This window comes from Amycolatopsis sp. cmx-4-61 (assembly GCF_046548775.1).
Lineage (GTDB): Bacteria > Actinomycetota > Actinomycetes > Mycobacteriales > Pseudonocardiaceae > Amycolatopsis.
The window spans coordinates 24,093-43,299 of the sequence record NZ_JAEBEI010000011.1 but is presented as its reverse complement, the minus strand read 5'-3'; the positions used below and the strand labels follow the sequence as shown (position 1 = coordinate 43,299).

16 protein-coding genes are annotated in these 19,207 nt (G+C 72.6%); 5 read left to right on the top strand and 11 right to left on the bottom strand.

Annotated elements, in window-relative coordinates; translation table 11 throughout:
* Positions 1 to 92: 92 nt before the first annotated feature.
* The 9 genes from ACLJOU_RS27645 to ACLJOU_RS27605 form a co-directional block, all read right to left on the bottom strand.
* The gene (locus ACLJOU_RS27645) at positions 93 to 1,292 is read right to left on the bottom strand and encodes an RNA polymerase sigma factor (protein ID WP_410571203.1); all 1,200 of its coding nucleotides are present in this window, start codon (positions 1,290 to 1,292) and stop codon (positions 93 to 95) included.
* Positions 1,289 to 1,642, bottom strand: coding sequence for a YciI family protein (locus tag ACLJOU_RS27640; RefSeq protein ID WP_410571559.1), 354 nt, complete (start codon positions 1,640 to 1,642; stop codon positions 1,289 to 1,291). The genes ACLJOU_RS27645 and ACLJOU_RS27640 overlap by 4 nt, the downstream gene beginning before the upstream one ends.
* A 22-nt stretch (positions 1,643 to 1,664) precedes the next feature.
* The gene (locus ACLJOU_RS27635) at positions 1,665 to 2,390 is read right to left on the bottom strand and encodes a dihydrofolate reductase family protein (protein WP_410571202.1); all 726 of its coding nucleotides are present in this window, start codon (positions 2,388 to 2,390) and stop codon (positions 1,665 to 1,667) included.
* 108 nt (positions 2,391 to 2,498) lie between these two features.
* Positions 2,499 to 4,790 (bottom strand): Orn/Lys/Arg decarboxylase N-terminal domain-containing protein, encoded by a 2,292-nt coding sequence (locus ACLJOU_RS27630; RefSeq protein WP_410571200.1) that lies wholly within the window; start codon positions 4,788 to 4,790, stop codon positions 2,499 to 2,501.
* Between the two features lie 327 nt (positions 4,791 to 5,117).
* Entirely contained in the window at positions 5,118 to 5,681 is a 564-nt protein-coding gene (locus ACLJOU_RS27625) for a transposase (RefSeq protein ID WP_410571199.1), read from the bottom strand.
* Positions 5,682 to 5,716: 35 nt separating this feature from the next.
* On the bottom strand, positions 5,717 to 7,297 hold the full coding sequence (locus ACLJOU_RS27620; RefSeq protein WP_410571197.1) for a DNA polymerase Y family protein: 1,581 nt from the start codon (positions 7,295 to 7,297) through the stop codon (positions 5,717 to 5,719).
* A gap of 419 nt (positions 7,298 to 7,716) precedes the next feature.
* Complete coding sequence (locus tag ACLJOU_RS27615) at positions 7,717 to 8,388, bottom strand: hypothetical protein (protein ID WP_410571196.1); 672 nt, start codon at positions 8,386 to 8,388, stop codon at positions 7,717 to 7,719.
* Positions 8,389 to 8,505: 117 nt separating this feature from the next.
* Positions 8,506 to 9,423 carry a class I SAM-dependent methyltransferase gene (locus ACLJOU_RS27610; RefSeq protein WP_410571195.1) on the bottom strand — a complete coding sequence of 306 codons (918 nt, stop codon included), beginning with the start codon at positions 9,421 to 9,423 and terminating at the stop codon, positions 8,506 to 8,508.
* Between the two features lie 133 nt (positions 9,424 to 9,556).
* A complete protein-coding gene (locus tag ACLJOU_RS27605; RefSeq protein ID WP_410571193.1) occupies positions 9,557 to 11,080 on the bottom strand; it encodes an alpha/beta fold hydrolase in 1,524 nt (507 codons plus the stop codon).
* A 173-nt stretch (positions 11,081 to 11,253) separates the two neighbouring features.
* Here ACLJOU_RS27605 and ACLJOU_RS27600 point away from each other — a divergent pair, with 173 nt between their 5' ends.
* From ACLJOU_RS27600 to ACLJOU_RS27580, 5 genes are read left to right on the top strand one after another with little or no spacing between them, the layout of a single operon-like run.
* Positions 11,254 to 11,646, top strand: a complete 393-nt coding sequence (locus ACLJOU_RS27600; RefSeq protein WP_410571192.1) for a GntR family transcriptional regulator — start codon at positions 11,254 to 11,256, stop codon at positions 11,644 to 11,646.
* Complete coding sequence (locus tag ACLJOU_RS27595; protein WP_410571190.1) at positions 11,643 to 12,524, top strand: ABC transporter ATP-binding protein; 882 nt, start codon at positions 11,643 to 11,645, stop codon at positions 12,522 to 12,524. Before ACLJOU_RS27600 ends, ACLJOU_RS27595 begins: the two co-directional genes overlap by 4 nt.
* Positions 12,521 to 13,504 carry a transporter gene (locus ACLJOU_RS27590; protein WP_410571188.1) on the top strand — a complete coding sequence of 328 codons (984 nt, stop codon included), beginning with the start codon at positions 12,521 to 12,523 and terminating at the stop codon, positions 13,502 to 13,504. Before ACLJOU_RS27595 ends, ACLJOU_RS27590 begins: the two co-directional genes overlap by 4 nt.
* Positions 13,505 to 13,526: 22 nt before the next feature.
* Positions 13,527 to 14,636, top strand: coding sequence for an alpha/beta hydrolase family protein (locus tag ACLJOU_RS27585; protein WP_410571186.1), 1,110 nt, complete (start codon positions 13,527 to 13,529; stop codon positions 14,634 to 14,636).
* Positions 14,633 to 16,579, top strand: a complete 1,947-nt coding sequence (locus ACLJOU_RS27580; RefSeq protein ID WP_410571184.1) for an esterase — start codon at positions 14,633 to 14,635, stop codon at positions 16,577 to 16,579. Before ACLJOU_RS27585 ends, ACLJOU_RS27580 begins: the two co-directional genes overlap by 4 nt.
* 60 nt (positions 16,580 to 16,639) lie before the next feature.
* Here ACLJOU_RS27580 and ACLJOU_RS27575 read toward each other — a convergent pair whose 3' ends face one another.
* Both ACLJOU_RS27575 and ACLJOU_RS27570 read right to left on the bottom strand, forming a co-directional pair.
* Entirely contained in the window at positions 16,640 to 17,551 is a 912-nt protein-coding gene (locus tag ACLJOU_RS27575; protein WP_410571182.1) for an alpha/beta hydrolase family esterase, read from the bottom strand.
* 11 nt (positions 17,552 to 17,562) lie between these two features.
* Positions 17,563 to 19,200, bottom strand: coding sequence for an endo-1,4-beta-xylanase (locus tag ACLJOU_RS27570; RefSeq protein WP_410571180.1), 1,638 nt, complete (start codon positions 19,198 to 19,200; stop codon positions 17,563 to 17,565).
* Positions 19,201 to 19,207: the final 7 nt, after the last annotated feature.

The following is a 19,207-nucleotide window of genomic DNA, read 5'->3' as shown; positions in this document are numbered from 1 at the left end:
AACCGGATGTTGCGCGGGAAGTTCGCCAGCTCGACCGGCGTGTCCTGAGTGGAGCGTCGGGTCGGCGGTATGACGACCCTCACTCCACTGGGTCACCGCAGGCGGGCGGCCCGGGTCAGGAGGTGGCGCCGCTCGGGTTCGCTCGTCGTGCGCCGGGCTGCCTCCCGGTACGCACTGCGGGCCGCGTCGAGATCGCCCGCCAGCTCCAGCAGGTGCGCCCGGACCGACACCAGGTGGTGGGACGCCGAGATCCGCGCGTCTCCCGAAAGGGCCTCGAGCAACGCCAAGCCCGCCGCCGGTCCCCGGACCTCCGCCACCGCCACCGCGCGGTTCAGCGTCACCGCCGGGTTGGGGGCCACCCGCTCGAGCACCGTGTACAGCGCCAGGATCTGCGGCCAGTCCGTCGCTTCGGCGGTGGGTGCCTCGTCGTGGACGGCGGCGATGGCCGCCTGCAGCTGGTACGGGCCGACCGGCCCGTCCGGCAGGGCGGCGGTCACCAGCGCCACGCCCTCCGCGATGGCTTCGCCGTCCCAGAGCGTCCGGTCCTGCTCGCTCAGCGGCACCAGCGACCCGTCCGGGGCCGTGCGGGCCGGGCGGCGGGCGTCGGTCAGCAGCAGCAGGGCCAGCAGCCCCGCCACCTCGCCGTCGCCGGGGACCAGCCGGTGCAGCTCGCGGGCCAGCCGGATCGCCTCCGCCGTCAGCTCGGCCCGCACCAGCCGGGTCCCCGCCGTGGCCGTGTACCCCTCGTTGAAGATCAGGTAGACCACCTGGAGCACGACGCCGAGCCGCGCCGCCTGCTCGGCGGGCGGTGGCAGCGCGAAGCCGGTCCCCCTGATGCGGTGCTTGGCCCGGCTGATGCGCTGGGCCATGGTCGCCTCGGGCACCAGGAAGGCCCGGGCGATCTCGGCCGTCGACAGGCCGCCGACAGCCCGCAGCGTCAGCGCGATCTGCGATGACGGCGTCAACGCCGGGTGACAGCACAGGAACAGCAGCGTGAGCGTGTCGTCCCCGGCTTCGACGTCGCCGCCGGCGGGCGGGGTGCGGAGGGCGTCGGCCTCCTCCCGCCGCCGTCGGGCGGCGTCGCTGCGCACCTGGTCGGCGAGGCGGCGCGACGCCACCGTCACCAGCCAGGCCCGGGGGTTCTCCGGCCACCCGTCCACCGGCCACTGGGCGGCGGCCGCCACCAGCGCCTCCTGGACGGCGTCCTCGCAGGCGTCGAACCGGCCGTAGCGGCGCACCAGCACGCCGAGCACCTCCGGGACGAGCCGCCGGACGGCCTGCCAGCCGGTCACGGCGAAACGTCGGCCTCGTGCATCAGCGGCCGGACCTCGACACCCCAGTAGCGCGCGGACGGCGCGCGGGCCGCGATCTCCAGCGCCCGGTCCAGGCTGTCGCAGTCGACGATCATGAAGCTGCCCAGGAACTCCTTGGCCTCGGCGTAGGGCCCGTCGGTCACCACCGGCTGCCCGTCGGCCACCCGGACCATCTTCGTGTTCACCTCGTCGGCGACGCCGTAGGCGCCGACCAGCTCGCCCGACTCGAACAGCTCCCGGTTGAGGGCGTCGGTCTCGCGGATGACCTCGGCGAGGGCCTCCTCCCCGATCGAAGTGAAGGCTTCCTCGTTGCCGTAGATCAGCAGCATGTACTTCACGGTCGTTCCTCTCTCACCGCTGCGTCGTGGCCGGGCCGACCAGGTCGCCGCTCGCCCCGCGATCGTCCAGCACCAGCTTCGACCGCCCCGTGACGGTATAGCGGAGGTGGGTCACCCCGGGCGTGTCGACGACCCGCGTCGGCACGAGCTCGATGCCCTCGTTCGCGCCGAGGTCCAAACCCGGGCCGAAGAGGTGCTGCCCGTCGCCCAGCAGCACCGGGGCGATGTGCAGGTCGAGCTGGTCGAGCAGCCCGGCGGCCAGGACCTGGCGCAGGAGCTCCCCACCGCCGGCCACCGCCACGTCCTTGGCGCCGGCAGCGGCCCGGGCCAGCTCGACGGCCCGCCCGACGCCCTCGGTGACGAAGGTGAAGGAGGTGCCGCCCTCGCGTTCGAGCACCGCCCGTGGCCGGTGGGTGACGACGAACACCGGGGCCCGGAAGGGCGGTTCCGCGCCCCACGGGACCTCGCCGGCGTCGAACATGCGCCGGCCCATGACGTAGGCCCCGGCCGCGGCGAACGTCTCCGCGACGATCTCCGAATCGACCGACTGCTCGCCGCCGGCGAAGCCCTGCCGCTCCCGCCAGGCCGTGGCGTCGACGGCCCAGCGGGTGACCCGGAAGAACCCGGGCGCTTCGGGGCCCCGCATCCAGCCGCTCATGTCCTGGGGGTTCGCCGCGTCCCGTGGCCCGGTGTAGCAGCCGTCGAGGGACACCGACATCTGGGCGGTCACCTTCGTCATCGTGCGCGCTCCGCTCGTGGCGGGCGGCCCCGTTGGCCGCCGCTGCCCCTCAGTCGGAGCCGAGCGCCCCCGCTCGACACGTGCTGGCGGGAAACTTCGTGACGCCCGTCACACGGTACGGAGGCAGGTGATCCAGTAGTCGCCGTCGGTGCCCCTCGTGACCCCGTGGGTTTCGCTGGGGAAGCCCGGGAAGTGCCGGTCGAAGTCCTCCAGCGCCCGCAGGTAGCGCAGCGTCGGCTCGTCGTGGCCGCCCGCGTTCTCGCCCGGCATGAGCACCGGGATGCCCGGCGGCGTGGTGACGACCTGGGTCGCCACCGTCCGGTCGGCGAGCTCCGCCAGGCGGACCGGCTCGGTGCCGCCGCGCAGGAGGCGCTGGTACGTCTGCGCCGGGGTGAGCTCCGGGCGCGGCGGGTGCGTGAACGCCGCGTCCAGCAGCGGGATGAGGTCGCTCTTGCGCAGGTGGGCGTGCATCTCGTCGCACAGGTCGCGCAGGGACAGCTCGCCGTAGCGGGCGGGGTGGGCCTCGACCAGGGCGGGCAGGACGTCGGCGAGGCGCGCGCCGGTGTCGTAGAGCGCCTTGAAGTCGAGCAGCCCGTCGATGAGCGTGCCCCACTTGCCCTTCGTGATGCCCATCGAGAAGAGGATCAGGCAGGTGTAGGCGTCGGTCTTCTCGACGACGATGCGCCGCGTCTCCAGGTAGGCGGTGAGGATCCGGGCGGGGATGCCCTGCTCGGCCACGGTGCCTGCGGCGTCGGTGCCCGGGCAGGTGACGCTGACCTTGACCGGGTCGAGCAGGCAGTACCCCTCCTCCAGGCCGGGGAAGCCGTGCCAGGCCGCGCCGGGTTCGAGGGTCCAGCAGCCGGGCTCGGTGCGCAGCAGGTCCAGCGGAGCGTCCGCGAACGGGTAGCGCTGCCCGGTTTCCGGGTCGCCGACCTCGTCCGGCTGCCACGTGCCGAAGAACCAGTCCGGCCGGTCGCCGGCCGCGGCGATGCGGCGGCCGATGCGGGCCACCGCCTGCCGGAACCGGATGGCTTCGGTGACGGCCTCGTCGACCAGCCACCGGCCGCCCGGGCCGTCCATCATGCCGGCGGCGACGTCGAGCCCGGCGATCATCGGATACAGCGGCGACGTCGTGGCGTGCATCATGAACGTCTCGTTGAACTGCCGGTGCTCGACCGGCGACCGCGGCGAGTTCTTGACGTGCAGCATCGCGCTCTGGGACATCGCGGCCAGCAGCTTGTGCGTGGACTGCGTGCTGAACACGGTGGGCCGCACGGCGTCGGGCACCGCGTCGGCGTCGACGGCCATGCCGTAGCGGCGGGCGTAGAGCGGGTGGAAGCGAGCGTAGGCGAACCACGCCTCGTCCAGGTGCAGCCGCGGCACGCTGGCGCCCAGCAGCCCGGCGACGCGGACGGCGTCGTAGCACAGGCCGTCGTAGGTCGAGTTGGTGATGACGGCGTACACCGGGTCCGGCGCGGCGGCCGCGGCGGCGAGCGGGCTGGCCGGCACGAGGTCCGCGATCGCTTCGCGGGTGAGCGCGGCGGGCGGGATCGGGCCCATCAGCCCGTAGCCGTTGCGCGTCGGGACGAGGTAGACCGGGCGGCCGCCGGTCAGGGTCAGCCCGTGGTAGATCGCCTTGTGGCAGTTGCGGTCGACCAGCACCAGCTCGTCGGTGGCGATGCTCGCGTGCAGGGCGATGCGGTCGCCGGTGGAATCGCCGTGCAGCACGAAGTACGTCAGGTCGGCGCCGAAGATCCGGGCGGCGTTGCGCTCGGCATCGCCGATCGGCCCGGTGTGCTCGAACAGCGAACCCAGCTCCGCCACGGAAATCGAGAGGTCGGTGCGGAACAGCCGTTCACCGTAGTAGTCGAACAGCGCCCGCCCGACCGGCGATTTCAGGAAAGCCACCCCGCCGGCGTGGGCCGGGGTGTGCCAGGAGTATTCGTGGGTGTCGTCGAACCGGCGGAGTTCCCGGAAGAACGGCGGCAGTATTTCGTCCCGGTAGCGGCGCGCGGCCACGCCGATCCGGCCGGCGATGAACCCCGGCGTGTCTTCCAGCAGCCACACGTACCCGCAGATCACCTCGGACACCCACAGCGGCAGGTCGTCCACCGACGCCGAAGTGGTCACCAGGAACACCGGGAGCCGGGTGAACCGGCCGACCAGCGCCTTCAGCACGGCTTCGGCTTCCGCGCCGCCGTCACCGAAGTCCCAGCTCACCAGGGCGGCGGTGAGGTCGGCCCGCGTCTGCACGAGAGCCAGCGCGTCCTCGCCGGTCCCGGCGCGCACGACGTCGTGGCCGTCCTCGGCGAGGTGTTCGCAGATCCGCATCAGCTGGGCATCGGGCACCGATCCCGGCGGAATGTCGTCCAATGCCAGCAAAACCGTCGAACCGGCCACGTCGGGGTTCCTTTCCGCCAGATCCTTTCGGTTATATCGGCTGCTCCGGGACGTCGTCGATCGGCCGGAAGCCTGATGACTTTTGCCCATGGAGGGAATTCGGCGGGGAAATTGTTCCTGGGGGTAGCGCTCCCTCACTCTTTCGTGACTAGGGGCATGTCTGACAATGCTTTGGTCCAGGTGATGACGGCATGCAGAACCGCGTCGAAGGCGGGTGGGCGGCCGCCGCGGGAACCGCGGCGTTTGCGATGCCCGGCCTCGTCGCCGCGGACCCGGTCGGGCTCGTACGGGCCCGGCCGCGTCCGCGGCGGGCGACGTGCAGGTGTCTCATGAGGTGCGGGAACATCGGCGCGTCCCCGGCCTGCCCGGGCCCGACCAGGGCCACCAGCGGCCGTCCGTGCCTGTCGACGAGGTGGTGCACTTCGGTGCTCCATCCGCCGCGGGAGCGGCCGATCGCGTGATCAGGCGGCTCGGCGAGCAGACGTGTGGTTCGACCCAGCCCCCTGTGGCGCGGGTGATGTTCGTGGCGTGCGGATGCGCCCGCGCGATCGTGGAATCCACCGACACCGACCAATCGACCAACCCGGCGGCGTCAGCATGGATAAGCAGGCGTCGCAGCACCGTGTCCCAGGTGCCGTCACCGGCCATCCGGCGATGCCAGGTAGATCGTCTGCCACGGACCGAACACCGCCGGCACATCCCGCCACGCAATCCCGCCACGCAATCCCGCCACGCAATCCCGCACCGATACCGGTAGATGATCCCTTCGACCATCGCCCGTGCATCCGAAAACGGTCGGCCGCGCTGACCGGTCCGGACCGGCAGCAGATCCTCGATCAACGCCCACTGAGCATCCGAAAGCAACCGAAACCGCGACACGACCAGCAGCATCCCAGCAACCAACCGGAACGTTTGTCAGACACGCCCTAGTCGTAGCAGCCCTCGACCGTCCACTGTGGATCATCACCGACGACGGCCCGGAGCAGCAGCGCGATGTCGCCGTCCTCGGCGGTGTCGCCTTCCAGCACCACCTGGAGCCGGGCGAGGGGCCGCTCGGCGCGGCGGCCGGGCAGGGCCGGGTGCACCACCCACGGGCCGGCCGAGCCGGTGACCCGGCGCGGCGGTCCCCCGTCGACGGCGACCGTCGAAGGCGGGTAGCCGAGCTCGCCGCGGGTGGTGCAGCGGACCACGTCGCCGACCGCGTCGAGCACCTCGGCCGGCACCGGCCGCGGCGGCACGACCGTCGGCGAGGGCGCGGGCAGCCGTCCCGGCCACGGCCGGTCCGCGGCGAGCGGGCGGCGCGGCTCGCCCCAGGGGATGAGCCGGACGCGTTCGCCAGGGCCGCGGCCGCCGTCGAGCAGCGGCGTGACGACGGCGTCCGGGCCCAGCAGACCCTGGATGCGGACGAGGGCGCGGCCGGCGCGTTCGGCGGCGTCGGCGTCGCGGCCCACCGAGCCGAGCTGCAGCTGCAGCGCTTGACCGCCGACGACCTCTTCGGGGTCGAGGCGCAGCCGGACGATGCCGGCGGTGGGCCGGCCCCGCGTGGTGAGCCAGCCTTCGCACTGCCACCGGACGCGGTCGGCCGTCGAGCGGGCGGTGAGGGGTTCGGCGCAGCGCCAGACGCGGACGCGTTCTTCGCCGGCCTCGGTGACCGCGACGATGGCCAGGCGGGTGCAGGCGAGGCCGTGGCCCGCGAGTCCGGCGAAGAAGCGCTCGCCGAGGGCCTTCGCGACGAAGGCGGCCTCGTCGATCCTCGCGAGGGGTTCCTCGAACGTTTCGGTGACGGCCAGGTCCGGCGGGAGTGCGCGGCGCAGCGGCGGGCGTTCGGAAAGGCCCCGGGCGAGGCGGTGGGCGGTGATGGCGTCCTTCGGGAAGCGCCCGGCGACGTCGCGTTCGGCCAGCGCGGCGAACGCGCCGAGGGTGCGCAGGCCGAGCCGGTGCAGCAGGTCGACGAGCTCACCGCGGTCGTCACCGGGCTGGTTCAGCTCCCCGATCGAGAGCGGCGCGAGGAACTCCTTGGCCCGCCCGCGCGGAACGAACTCCGACCGCCGGGCGGCGAGGGTGGCGGCGAACAGCCCGTCGGCCACCCCGACCTGGCATTCGACCCCCGCCCGCGCGCCGGCTTCGTCGATGAGCAGCTCGGCGAGGGCGGTCTCCCCGCCGAAGTACCCGGCGGCCCCGTCGACGGGCACGGCCAGGAGCCCGGGCCGCACGACTTCGACCCCGACGGCCTGCGCCTCGACGGCGGCGGCCACGGGTTCGAACAGCCGGGCATCGCGATCGGGATCGTGCTGGTGGACGACGAGCCCGGGGCACCGGGACTGGGCGTCCCGCCGCCGCATCCCGCGTCCGACACCGCTGCGCCGGGCGGCGGCGGAGCAGGCCACGACCCGGTTGCCGGAGAAGACGGCGGCGGGCGAGGAGGGCGGGGTCCCGGCCGCGGCCCCGGCGGCGACCACGGGCCAGTCCGGACACCACAGCACAAGCAACCGCGGCACATCACTCATGCGGCGACCAGCACCTGCGGCTTTCGTGCGCGGCTCGCCCGGCAGCCCCGGCAACCCCAGCAGCCCCGGGCAGCCCGGACGGCCCGGGCGGCCGTGGCGTCGCGCTCGTGAGTGCGACCGGAACTGGCGTGCTGGAGAGCGGAACCCGCAGGACCCGGGCCGGAACTGGCGTGATGGGGGACGAAACCCGCGCGACCCAAGCCGGAACCCACGGGATCCGGGGCGGAACCCGCATGACCCAAGCCGAAACCTGCGGGACCCAAGCCGGAACTCGCGGGATCCAAGCCGGAACCCGCGGGAGCCGAGCCGGAACCCGCGGGATCCGGGGCGGAACTCGCGGGATCATCCCGCGACCCGCCCAGCCCGGAAACCCCGCCGTGCCCACACCAGCCGCGCCGGCACGCCCCACGCCGCCGAAGTCATCCGGCCACCTCGACCAGGCGGCGTCCCGGCACGATGCCGGCCGCCGGCCTTCCCTCCGGGCCCGGGAGCTGCAGCCCCAGTGATGACGGCCTCGCCGCCGATCCGCGGCCGCGGCTTGTCGCCACCACCTCGCGGGACCTCAGGTGGCCGTGGCCGTCCTGGGTCAGGCCGTGCCAGCGGCGGCCCGTCACCCTCAGCTCCAGGTCCGCTCCCGGCCACGCGCCCGCGGCGAGCAGGACCGTCCCGCGGTTGCGGACCCGGCCCGCCAGCCGGCGCGCCGTCTGGGGCTGCACCAGCCCCGGGCCGAGGACCACCAGGTCGAACCCGTCCACCAGCGCCGACACCACCGCCACCAGCTCCGCACCCGGCTCCGGCACCAGCGCCACGCGCTCCAGGTCGACGCCGAGTTCCGCCGCCGCCGCCAGGCCCAGCTCCGGCAGGCCCGTCACCGCCGCCCAGGAACCCTCGCGGGTGGCCGCCGCCAGGAGGGCCAGCACCAGGGAGGTCGCTCCCCGCACCGCGACTGTGGTGCCGCGCCGCAGCCCGCCGCCCGGGAGCAGGCGGGCCAGCTCGGGCAGCACCGCCAGCAGTTCGCCGTCACCCGGCTCCCGCAGCTGCGCGGCCGTGCGGACCCCCGGGATGGCCGTGAGCGCTTCCGGCACCGCCACCGCTCACCTCCAGCACCACGTACTCGTACCGGAGACACCCGCGCGAACCAGCGTCAGGCGAACCCAGGACAATCATCGAACACTTGTTCGCATAGTGCGAGACGTCCCGCCCCGCTGTCAAGCCGGGTGCGGCTTCCGGGGGAGAACACCACTGACGTAGCGGACGTCGCCCGTGCGCAGGTCGTCGTCCGCCAGGGACGCCAGGCCGTGGGTGGCGAGCAGCTCCCGGACGGTGCTCCCGGTCAGCACCCAGCCACGAGCCTCCAGGTAGGGCGCCGCTTCGTGGCGTTCACCGAAATAGCGCAACCGCGTCATGTCCGTGTCGAAGCGGTGCTCGCGCCAGCGCGCGGAAATCCGGTCCAGGCCGGCCTTCGTCCGCTCCTCGTCCCCCGGTCGCGGGGTGGGGCGGCTCTCGGTGGCCAGCCTGCTGCCCGGCGCGCTGAGCCCGGTGACCGTGTCCAGCAGCCGGTCCTGCGCCTCGGGCGGCAGGTAGCCCAGCAGGCCTTCGGCGCTCCACGCGGCCGGCCGCGCCGGGTCGAAGCCGGCCGCGCGCAAGGCGCCGGGCCAGTCCTCGCGCAGGTCGGCCGCGACGACCCGCCGGTCGGCGGCCGGCTCGGCGCCCAGCCCGGCCAGCGTGCGGGTCTTGAACTCGAGCACCTGCGGCCGGTCGACCTCGTACACGACGGTCCCGGCGGGCCACGGCAGCCGGTACGCGCGCGAATCCAGCCCCGCGGCCAGAATGACGACCTGGGTGGGGCGCGCCGCGCGGAAGAAGTCGTCGTAGAACTTCGTCCGCACCTTGGCGACGTCGATCCACACCGGCTCGACGAGGTCGCCGGGCGCCGTTTCGCCGCTCGCCAGCCGGGTGAGGAGGTCGACGCCGACCGCCCGGACGAGCGGTTCGGCGAACCGGTCGTCGATGAGCGACGGATCCGCGCGGGTCGCCATCGCCCGCGCCGCCGCGGCCATCGTGGCGGTCGCGCCGACGCCGGACGCCAGGTCCCAGGTGTCGCCGTCCTGCCTGCCCGAAGTCATGCTCTCCCCCGACCTCGCCGGAACCTCCACGCCGGCACCGAAGGTACCCCCGCCGGACCCCGGAGGCGCCGGCCGCACTTCGTCCCGGAGATCCGGCGGCGGGCCTCACCGCCACCGGTGAGGCCCGCGCCGGTCAGCCCGCGAAGGGGCTCGCGTCGATCCCGCAGGTCCGGCCGGCGGCCGGGAAGGTCCCCGAGATCAGGTAGTCCCGCTTGACCTTTTCGGTGCACGTGCTCGGCACGTACATCGACGAGTGCCCGTACCCCTCGGTGACGAACACCCGCGCCCGCGCCAGTTCCGCGGCGCCGTCGCGGGCGCCGGGCAGCGGGGTGGACGGGTCGTAGCGGTTGTTCAGTACGAGGATCTCCGCCGACGTCGGGCGGTTCCACGGGCCCGTGTAGCGGTCGGTGTCCTTGGCCCGCCAGTACGCGCAGCTCATCATGTCCAGCACCGCGATCCGCCCGAAGTACGGCACACGCTGGTCTTCCGACTCGGCGTAGCGGCTGTAGACCGCCGGGTCGGTGGGCACGTCGCTGTCGCTGCACTGGATGGCGTTGAACGACTCGGTGCGGTTCGAGGTGTACTGCTCACCGGCCACCGAGGCCGTCCGCCGGGCCGGCGTGGCCGGAGCGTCGTAAAGGCGCTGCAGCAGCGCGGCGATGTCCGGCCAGCCCCGCGAGTCGGACAGGTCCGCCGCCGCGTTGACGATGCCCGAGTAGGTCCACGCCTCGCCGTCGCTGACGATCGGGGCCTGTTTCGCCCGTGCCGTCAGCGCCGCCCACTTCGCCGCCGGGTCACCCGAGGAGAACGCGCACTTCGGACCGGCTTCGGTGCACAGGCGCAGGAACTGCGCGAAGGTCTGCGCGATGCCGGTGGCGACGTCCTGGCGGGTGTCGAGCGGGACGCTCCTGCCGTTGCCGTTCTGCCCGGTCGCGTTGCCGGCGAAGTCCATGGTGCCGTCGAACACCATCGCCCGGATCCGGTTCGGGAACAGGTTCGCGTACGTCGCGCCGAGCTGGGTCCCGTAGGAAATGCCGTGGTAGTTCAGCTTCGGGTCGCCGACCGCGCGGCGCAGCAGTTCCAGGTCGCGGGCGGTGTTCGCCGTCGAGACGTGCTCCAGGATCGGGCCCGCCTTCGCCGAACAGCGGTCGGCGAGTTCCTTCGACTTGGCGTAGAAGGCCGCGTTGCCGCTCGGGTCGCCCGGCATCTCGGGGAACGAACCGAAGAACGCCTGCTGTTCGGCCAGGGTGTCGAAGCACCGGACCGCGGTGCTGTTCGCGATCCCGCGCGGGTCCCAGGAAACCAGGTCGAACCGCGCGCGCAGCTCGCCGGAGAACAGCCACGGCCACTTGCCGCGTTCCCGCAGCCGCTGCAGGCCGGACGCGCCCGGGCCGCCGAAGTTGACGAACAGCGAACCGATCCGGTGCGCGGGGTCGGTGGCGGGCAGCTTGATGAGCGCGAGGTCGATCTTCGCGCCGGACGGCCGGTCGTAGTCCAGCGGCACCGAAGCCTTGGCGCACTGGAACCCGTCCGCGCAGTCGCTCCAGCTCAGCTGCGGCGTCGGCACCTTGTCGATCGAGGCCGGTGCCGCGGACGCGACCGCCGGTCCCGCCGCGACGGCCATCGAGACACCGAGCGCCACGACCACGCCGCGCACGATGCCTCCCCCAGAAAGTCGACGCACGAAAAATCCTCTCGAGAAGGGAAACGATCACCACCACAGACGGCCGGCCGGGCACCGAGGTTGACTCCGGCGGCCGAAAAAGATCACTGGCGCACACTGAAGCTATGTAGCTATAGTGCTAGGTAACTAGATAAATGGAGTTGCCGATGATCGAGTTCCACCTGGACGCGAGGTCCGGCCTGTCGCCGTACCAGCAGCTGGTCCAGCAGGTGCGGCACGCGCTGCGCCTCGGCCTGCTCACCGAGGGAGACCAGCTCCCGAAGGTCAAGGACGTGGTCGCGAGCCTCGCCATCAACCCGAACACCGTGCTGAAGGCCTACCGCGAACTGGAGCACGACGGCCTCGTCTCGGCCCGCCCCGGCGTCGGCACGTTCGTGACGGCCACGTTGAACGGCGCCTCGTTCGCCGCGATGGCGCCGTTGCGGCAGGACCTCCGCCGCTGGCTGAGCAAGGCCCGCAAGGCGGGGCTCGACGAGGAGAGCATCGAGGCCCTGTTGATGTCCACGTTTCGCGACTCCGCCAGAGAGGACATAGCGTGACTGTCCTGAACGCCCAGGGACTGGGCAAGAAGTACGGCCGCAAGCAAGCGCTCACCGGCTGCACGCTGGAGATCGAGGCCGGCCACGTCACCGGGCTCGTCGGGCCCAACGGCGCCGGCAAGTCGACGTTGCTGAACATCGCGGCCGGCATGCTCGAGCCGACGACCGGCACGATCGAGGTGTGCGGCGGGGTGCCGGGCAGCGGCCCGGACCAGCTGACCAAGGTCGGCTACGTCGCCCAGAACACTCCCGTCTACAGTGGACTGTCCATCGAGGAGCACCTGCGGCTCGGCGCGCACCTCAACCCGCGCTGGGACGCCGGGGCGGCCGAAAAGCGGATCGCCCGGCTCGGGCTGGACCCCAAGCAGCACGCGGGCAAGCTCTCCGGCGGCCAGCGCGCCCAGCTCGCGCTCACGATCGGCATCGCCAAGCGCCCCGAACTGCTGCTGCTCGACGAACCGGTCGCGGCGCTGGACCCGCTGGCCCGCCGCGAGTTCCTGCAGGACCTCATGGAAGCCGTGGCCGAACACGAGCTGTCCGTCGTGATGTCCTCGCACCTGGTCAACGACCTCGAGCGGGTCTGCGACCACCTCGTCGTGCTGGTGGACTCGCAGGTCCGGGTGATCGGCGAGGTGGAGACGCTGCTCGCGACGCACCACCGGCTCTCCGGCCCGCGCCGCGACCTCGAAACGCTGCCGGCGGACCAGCACGTCGTCTCCGCGACGCACACCGACCGCCAGACCACCGTGCTCGTCCGCACCGAGGCACCGATCCTCGATCCCGGGTGGACGGTCGGGCAGCTCGGCCTGGAGGACCTCGTCCTCGAATACATGAGCAACCCCACCGCCGCCCGCCCCGCCCTGGAGGTCCTGAGATGACCTGGCTGACCTGGCGCCAGTTCCGCATCCCCGCCCTGTCCGTGTTCGCGGGCCTGCTCGCGATCGCCGTCGTGCTCGCGATCACCGGGCCCGACCTGGTGGGCCGCACGGACTTTTCCGATGAGAACGCCCTCTTCGGCGGGACCGTCCTGGTGCTGTACCTGCTGCCCGCGGTGATCGGTGTCTTCTGGGGCGCGCCGATGATCACCCGCGAGCTCGAGAACGGCACGCACAGCCTCGTGTGGAACCAGACCGTCACGCGCAAGCGGTGGCTCACCACCAAACTCGGGTTCGGCGTGCTCGCCGCGATGCTCGCCGCCGGCGTGCTGAGCCTGGCGGTCACGTGGTGGGCGAGCCCGATCGACGCGCTCGCCGCGGTCAAGGAAGACCACGGGATGCTTTCGCGCATCTCGCCGGTGGTGTTCGCCGCGCGGGGGATCGTCCCGATCGGCTACGCGGCGTTCGCGCTCGTCCTGGGCGCCGCGGTGGGCATGGTGCTGCGGCGGACGGTGGCCGCGATGGCCGTCACCGTCGTCGCGCTCGCCGCGGTGCTGCTCGCGGTCACGCTGCTGGTCCGCCCGCACCTGCTGCCGCCGCAGACCGAGACGGTCGCGATCACGCCCGAGAGCATCACGAACATCACCGGCAACGACAAGCAGGGGATCACCGAGATCGGCGTGCGGAAGCCGGCCGGGGCGTGGGAGCTGGCGAACGAAACCCTGGACCCGTCCGGGAACGTGGTCACCTCGATGCCGGACTTCCTGCAGGACTGCGCGCCGCGGCCGGGCGTGGCCCCGCCGGAGCGCGGTGACATCCAGGCGTGCGTGGCCCGGCTGGGCGCGCACGGCTACCACCAGCGCGTGACCTACCAGCCGGGTGACCGGTTCTGGCCCCTGCAGTGGCTGGAACTCACGCTGTACCTCGCGCTGACCGCCCTGCTCACCTGGTTCTCCTTCCGCCGTCTCCGCCACCTGTCCTGACGAAGTCCGACTGGGGGATTTCATGCGCATTCTCGCGGCAGCCACCGCATTGACACTCACGTTGTCCGCGTCACCCGCTTCGGCGGCCACGACGCCCTACCTGCCCGCCCCGACCGGGCACCGGCCCGTCGGCGTCACCACACTGTCCTTGAAGGACACTTCGCGGCCCGACCCGTGGGTGCCGTCCGTGCCCTACCGGGAGCTGATGGTCTCCGTCTTCTACCCGGCGACCTCGGCGAACGGGCCGAAGAAGCAGTACATGACCCCGCTCGAGTCGGAACGCAACCTCGAGCGGGAGAACCTCCCCGGCCTGCCCCTGGACGTCTTCAGCACGGTCCGGACGAACGCCGTCGTCGACGCTCGCCCGGCCGGGCGGTGGCACAGCCTGCCGCTGGTCGTGCTGTCCCCCGGCTGGACCCAGCCGCGGGCGACGCTCACCGCGCTGGCCGAGGACCTCGCCAGCCGCGGGTACGCCGTGGCGGCGATCGACCACACCTACGAAAACCGCGCCACGACCTTCCCCGACGGCCACGTCACCGGCTGCGCCGCCTGCGACGTCGACGAACTGCCCGGGTTCTGGGAGAAGTTCGCGCAGGTCCGCACGAAGGACACGTCGTTCGTGCTCGATTCCCTGCTGTCGTCGAAGTGGGGCGCGCTAATCGACGCGCAGCGGATCGGCATGGCCGGCCATTCCGCGGGCGGCGCGGTGACCACCCAGGCGATGCTGGCCGACCCCCGGATCCGCGCCGGGGCGGACCTCGACGGCAGCGTCCACGTCCCGATCCCGGCGTCCGGGCTGGCCCGGCCGTTCATGTTCGTGGGCCGCACGGAATCGAACCACCCGGGCCAGCCTCCGTACGACGGCTGGGAACGGGATTGGCCGCACCTGACCGGCTGGAAGCGCTGGCTCATGGTGTCCGGCACGGCGCACGACTCCTTCAACGACCTCGGCGTGCTCGCCGCGCAGCTCGGCGTCGACATCGGTGACACGATCGACCCCTACCGCGCGCTGACCGTCACGCGGACCTACGTAAGCGCTTTCTTCGACCAGCACCAGCACCTGCGCTGCCGCCCGCAGCCGCTGCTGACCGCACCCTCGCCCGCTTACCCGGAAGTGACCTTCGTCGGATGAGAATCAAGAGCATCATGGCCAGCACCGTCCTCACCGCCCTCGCCCTCGGGTCGGCCACGCCGTCCGCATCGGCGTCGCCGGCTCCGCACCTGGCCCGCCCGACCGGCGACCGGCCCGTCGGCACGGCCACGCTGTCCCTCGACGCCACCGGTGGGCCGGTATCGCTCTTCTACCCCGCGGTTTCCGCGGCGGGGCCGAAGGCGCCGTTCATGACCGAGGCGGAGGCGAAGGCCGTCCTCGACGCCGACGGCATCACCGGGGTGGCGCCGTCGGTGCTCGCCGGCGTCCGCACCGACGCCGTGGTGGACGCGCCGCCGTCCGGGCACCGGCTGCCGCTGGCCGTCCTGTTCCCCGGGCTCCGGCGGCCGCGCGCCGAACTGACGTCCCTGGCCGAGGACCTGGCCAGTCACGGCGTCTTCGTCGCCGTGGCCGCCCGCCCCGACGGACCGGCGGACGTGTCGCCCGTGCTCGACTCCCTGACCCGCTCGAAATGGGCGGACCTGGTCGACCCGGACCGGATCGGCGTGGCCGGGCTCGACGGCACCGGCCCGGCGATGGCGGCCGATCCGCGGGTCAGGGCCGGGGTCGACCTCGACGGCCCGGACGCGCCGCTGCCCGCACCCGGCCTCGACCGGCCGTTCCTGTTCCTCGGCCGACCGGACGCCGGCACGGCCGGCTGGGACGGCCTGCGGGGCTGGAAACGCCGGCTCACCGTGACCGGCACGGTCCACCGGTCGTTCACCGACATCGGCTTGGTGGGCGAGCAGCTCGGCCTCGGTTTCGGCGCGACCACCCCGGCCGTGCGCGCGCAGGCGATCACCGCGGCCTACGTCCGGGCGTTCTTCGACCGGCACCTGCGCGGCCGGCCGCAGCCCCTGCTGGACCAGCCCTCGGCGCAGTACCCGGAGGTCGTCTTCGCCCGGACGTCGACGCCGTACCTGCCCGCCCCGACCGGGGACCGGCCGGTCGGGGCCACGGCGGTGTACCTGAAGGACACTTCGCGCCCGGACCCGTGGGTGCCGTCGGTCCCCTACCGGGAACTGATGGTCTCCCTCTTCTACCCGGCGGCTTCGGCGAAGGGCCCGAAGACGCAGTACCTGACCCCGGCGGAGTCGGCGGCGTTGCTGCAGGGCAGCGGCCTCGACATGCCCCCGGACGGGCTCGCCGCGATGGTGACCAACGCCGTCGCCGACGCCCGGCCGGCGGGCCGCGGGCTGCCGCTGATCGTGCTCTCCCCCGGCTACACCAAGCCCCGGGCCACGCTCAGCGCGCTGGCCGAGGACCTGGCCAGCCACGGGTACGCCGTCGCGCTGGTCGGCCACACCCACGAGAACACCGGCCAGAGCTTCCCGGACGGGCACTTCGCCGGGTGCGCGTCCTGCGACCTCCCGCACGACGACGCCTTCTGGGAGAAGCTGGAGCAGGGCCGGGCCACCGACGTGTCGTTCGTCCTGGACTCGCTGGCGCACTCGAAGTGGGCGCCGCTGATCGACACCTCCCGGATCGGCATGGCCGGGCACTCCATCGGCGGGGCGAGCACCCTCCCGGCCATGGTCGCCGACGGCCGGATCAAGGCCGGGATGAACATCGACGGCACGACCCACGTCCCGCTGACCGGGCTGTCCCGGCCGTTCATGTTCCTCGGCCACCAGCTGGGAGACACCGCCTGCGTGCCGGGCGACCCGACCTGGCAGCGGGACTGGCCGCAGCTCACCGGCTGGAAGCGCTGGGCGGACGTGCGGGGCGCGCAGCACGCGTCCTTCACCGACGTGGGCCTGGTGGGTGACGAATTCGGCGTCGACTACGGCGCGACGACGAGCGCCCTGCGAACCCAGGAGATCACGCGGACCTACGTCAACGCGTTCTTCGACCAGCACCTGCGGGGTGCGCCGCGGCCGGTGCTCGACCGGCCGGCGTATCCGGAAGTCTCGTTCTGCCACTGAGACGACGGCGGGAGGCGGCGCACTGGGGGTGCGCCGCCTCCCGTGTCCCGGTACCGGTGCTCAGTGGTCGAGGCCGAGGAACGAAATGGCGTACGCCAGCTGGCCGGTCAGCGGCAGCTGGTGCCCGACGCCGGCGATGCTGACGCCCTCCACCGTGGCCTGGGTGCTCGTGTTGCCGTACCGCGTCCGCGTCCACGACGACTGCGGGTGGTCGGTGTACGCCGGCGTCTGGCTCAACCCGTTCAGGTTGGTCCACTGCTTGATCTCTTCCCCGAAGTTCGGGTACGCCAGCGTCGTGTCGGTGGTGCCGTGCCACAGCTGCATCCGCGGGTAGCGGCCGGTGTAGCCGGGGTACATCGACCGGGCCAGATCGCCCCACTGCTGGGCGGTCTTGATCGACTTACCGCCCGAGCACGTGCTGTTCCACAGCGAGCCGTTCGTGGTGGCGAAACACCCGGCGGGCACGCCGGAGAACGCCGAGGCCGCCGAGAACACGTCCGGGTACTGGGCGGCCAGCACGTTCGTCATCATCGCCCCGGAGGAGAACCCGCTGACGACGATCCGGGCCGGGTCGACGTTGTAGCGCGACCGGGCGTAGGCGACCATCGACATGATGCCCGTCGAGTCGCCGCCGCCGTTGCGCCGCAGCGCGTTCGGCGTCGAGACGTCGAAGCACTTCTCGCTGCGGGTGGCTTCGGGCAGCACCATGACGTACCCGTAGCGGTCGGCCGCGGTGACGTAGTCCTTGCCGTTCCAGCCGAAGATCGAGCTCGCCGAGCCGCCGCAGTAGTGCACCAGCACCAGCAGGGCCGGCTTGGCCGCCACCCGGTCGGGGACGTAGACGTACATGTTCAGGTTCGTCGGGTTGGTGCCGAAGTTCGTCACCCTGGTCAGGGCCGCCGCGTGGGCGGGGGCGGCCAGGCCGGTGACCGTGACCACCAGGGCCAGCAGGACGCCGAGCACGCGTTTCATCTGTTTCTCCTTCACGCCGCACCGAAGGCCTGGAGCACGGCGGTGTACGCCGGCTTCTTCGCGTAGTTGCCGTCGAACAGCAGCGGCGTGCTGCCGCTGCGCCAGGAGTACTTGTCGGTGACGCCCCACGTCGTGATGCTCGTGCAGCGGGAAACCGCCAGGCAGGCCCGCACGACCTGGCCGAACGTGCTCGCCTGCGCGCTGCCGGAGCCGCCGACGTCGAGCTCGGTGATGTTCACGTCGACGCCGAGGGCGGCGAACCGCTGGAGGTTCGCCTGCAGCGTCGAAAGGTTCTGACCGGCTGACAGGTGGGCCTGGAACCCGACGCAGTCGATCGGCACCCCGCGGGCCTTGAAGTCGCGCACCATCGCGTAGACGCCGTTGCTCTTGGCGTTCTCGTTGTCGGTGTTGTAGTCGTTGTAGCAGAGCTTCGCGGAGCCGTCGGCCGCGCGGGCCGCCCGGAACGCCTCTTCGAGGTAGCTGTTGCCGATGCGCTGCTGGAACACCGACGCGCGGCGGGTGCCGTCCTCGTTGAAGGCCTCGTTGACGACGTCCCAGTACGCGATCTTGCCGCGGTAGTGCCCGGCCACGCCGTTGATGTGGTTGCGCATCGCCGCGAGCAGGTCCGAGCCCGACCCGATGCCGCTCACCCAGCCGGGCAGCTGAGCGTGCCACACCAGCGTGTGCCCGCGGACCTTCTGGCCGTGGCTTTGGGCGTGGCTCACGATGGCGTCGCCGCCGGTGAAGCGGAACGAGCCGCGGGACGGCTCGGTCGCGTCCCACTTCATCTCGTTCTCCGGGGTGACCCCGGTGAATTCGCGGTCGAGCGTGGCCGTGTACGCCGATTCACCGAGGTGGCTGTTGGCCACGGCGGCGGCGAACGTGCGGCCCTTGGCCGCGGCCGCCGAACCCAGGGTCGCCGCGGCGAGCGCCTCGGTGGCCACGGCGGTCCGCGGGTTGCCGATGCTGCCCGGGACCGACCGCAGGGCGGTGTACCAGACCGCCGCCATCTTGTCGTAGCCGGTGGCGTTCGGGTGGACGCCGTCGGGCAGTTCGGCGGCGGACACCGCACTGTGCATGTCCACCAGGTGCACGTGCTTGCCGGCGTTCACCTTGCCCTGCACGATCCCCGGCAGCGCGGCGTTGAACGTCCGCACGGCGGCGTCCCCGCTCGCCCACCCGATCGGGATGAGCTGCGCGACGAACACGTCGGCGTTCGGCGCGGTGGCCGTGATGTGGTCGAGCAGCGTGGACAGCCGGCCGGGCGCGCCGGCGACGTTGTAGTTCTGCAGCACGTCGTTGGTGCCGATGTGCAGCAGCACCGAGCGCGGGTTGTACGTGCGCAGCCAGCCGGTGATGTTCGCGTCGATCTGGTCGATGCGCCAGCCGGGGTGGCCTTCGTGGTCGTGGTCCCACAGGCTGGCGGGCCCGTTGAACTGCGAGCCGACGAAGTCGTTGGTGTAGCGGCCCGCGGCCAGGCGCTGCCACAGGCCGATCCGGTACCCGCCGGGCACACCGGTGCCGTAGGTGATCGAGTCGCCCAGCGGCATGATCCGCACGCCGCCGTTCGACTCCGCGTGGGCGACACCGGTCAAGCCGGTGAACGCCAGAGCTGCGGCCGCCAGTGCGGCCAGGAACCGTGTTCTCATCGACGTC

What these genes read in the sequence shown, in the direction of transcription:
- ACLJOU_RS27640 (WP_410571559.1), bottom strand. Translation starts at nt 1,642, where the DNA reads ATGCTGCTGATCTACGGCAACGAGGAAGCCTTCACTTCGATCGGGGAG.
- ACLJOU_RS27635 (WP_410571202.1), bottom strand. Translation starts at nt 2,390, where the DNA reads ATGACGAAGGTGACCGCCCAGATGTCGGTGTCCCTCGACGGCTGCTAC.
- ACLJOU_RS27625 (WP_410571199.1), bottom strand. Translation starts at nt 5,681, where the DNA reads ATGCTGCTGGTCGTGTCGCGGTTTCGGTTGCTTTCGGATGCTCAGTGG.
- ACLJOU_RS27620 (WP_410571197.1), bottom strand. Translation starts at nt 7,297, where the DNA reads ATGAGTGATGTGCCGCGGTTGCTTGTGCTGTGGTGTCCGGACTGGCCC.
- ACLJOU_RS27610 (WP_410571195.1), bottom strand. Translation starts at nt 9,423, where the DNA reads ATGACTTCGGGCAGGCAGGACGGCGACACCTGGGACCTGGCGTCCGGC.
- ACLJOU_RS27600 (WP_410571192.1), top strand. Translation starts at nt 11,254, where the DNA reads ATGATCGAGTTCCACCTGGACGCGAGGTCCGGCCTGTCGCCGTACCAG.
- ACLJOU_RS27590 (WP_410571188.1), top strand. Translation starts at nt 12,521, where the DNA reads ATGACCTGGCTGACCTGGCGCCAGTTCCGCATCCCCGCCCTGTCCGTG.
- ACLJOU_RS27585 (WP_410571186.1), top strand. Translation starts at nt 13,527, where the DNA reads ATGCGCATTCTCGCGGCAGCCACCGCATTGACACTCACGTTGTCCGCG.
- ACLJOU_RS27580 (WP_410571184.1), top strand. Translation starts at nt 14,633, where the DNA reads ATGAGAATCAAGAGCATCATGGCCAGCACCGTCCTCACCGCCCTCGCC.
- ACLJOU_RS27575 (WP_410571182.1), bottom strand. Translation starts at nt 17,551, where the DNA reads ATGAAACGCGTGCTCGGCGTCCTGCTGGCCCTGGTGGTCACGGTCACC.
- ACLJOU_RS27570 (WP_410571180.1), bottom strand. Translation starts at nt 19,200, where the DNA reads ATGAGAACACGGTTCCTGGCCGCACTGGCGGCCGCAGCTCTGGCGTTC.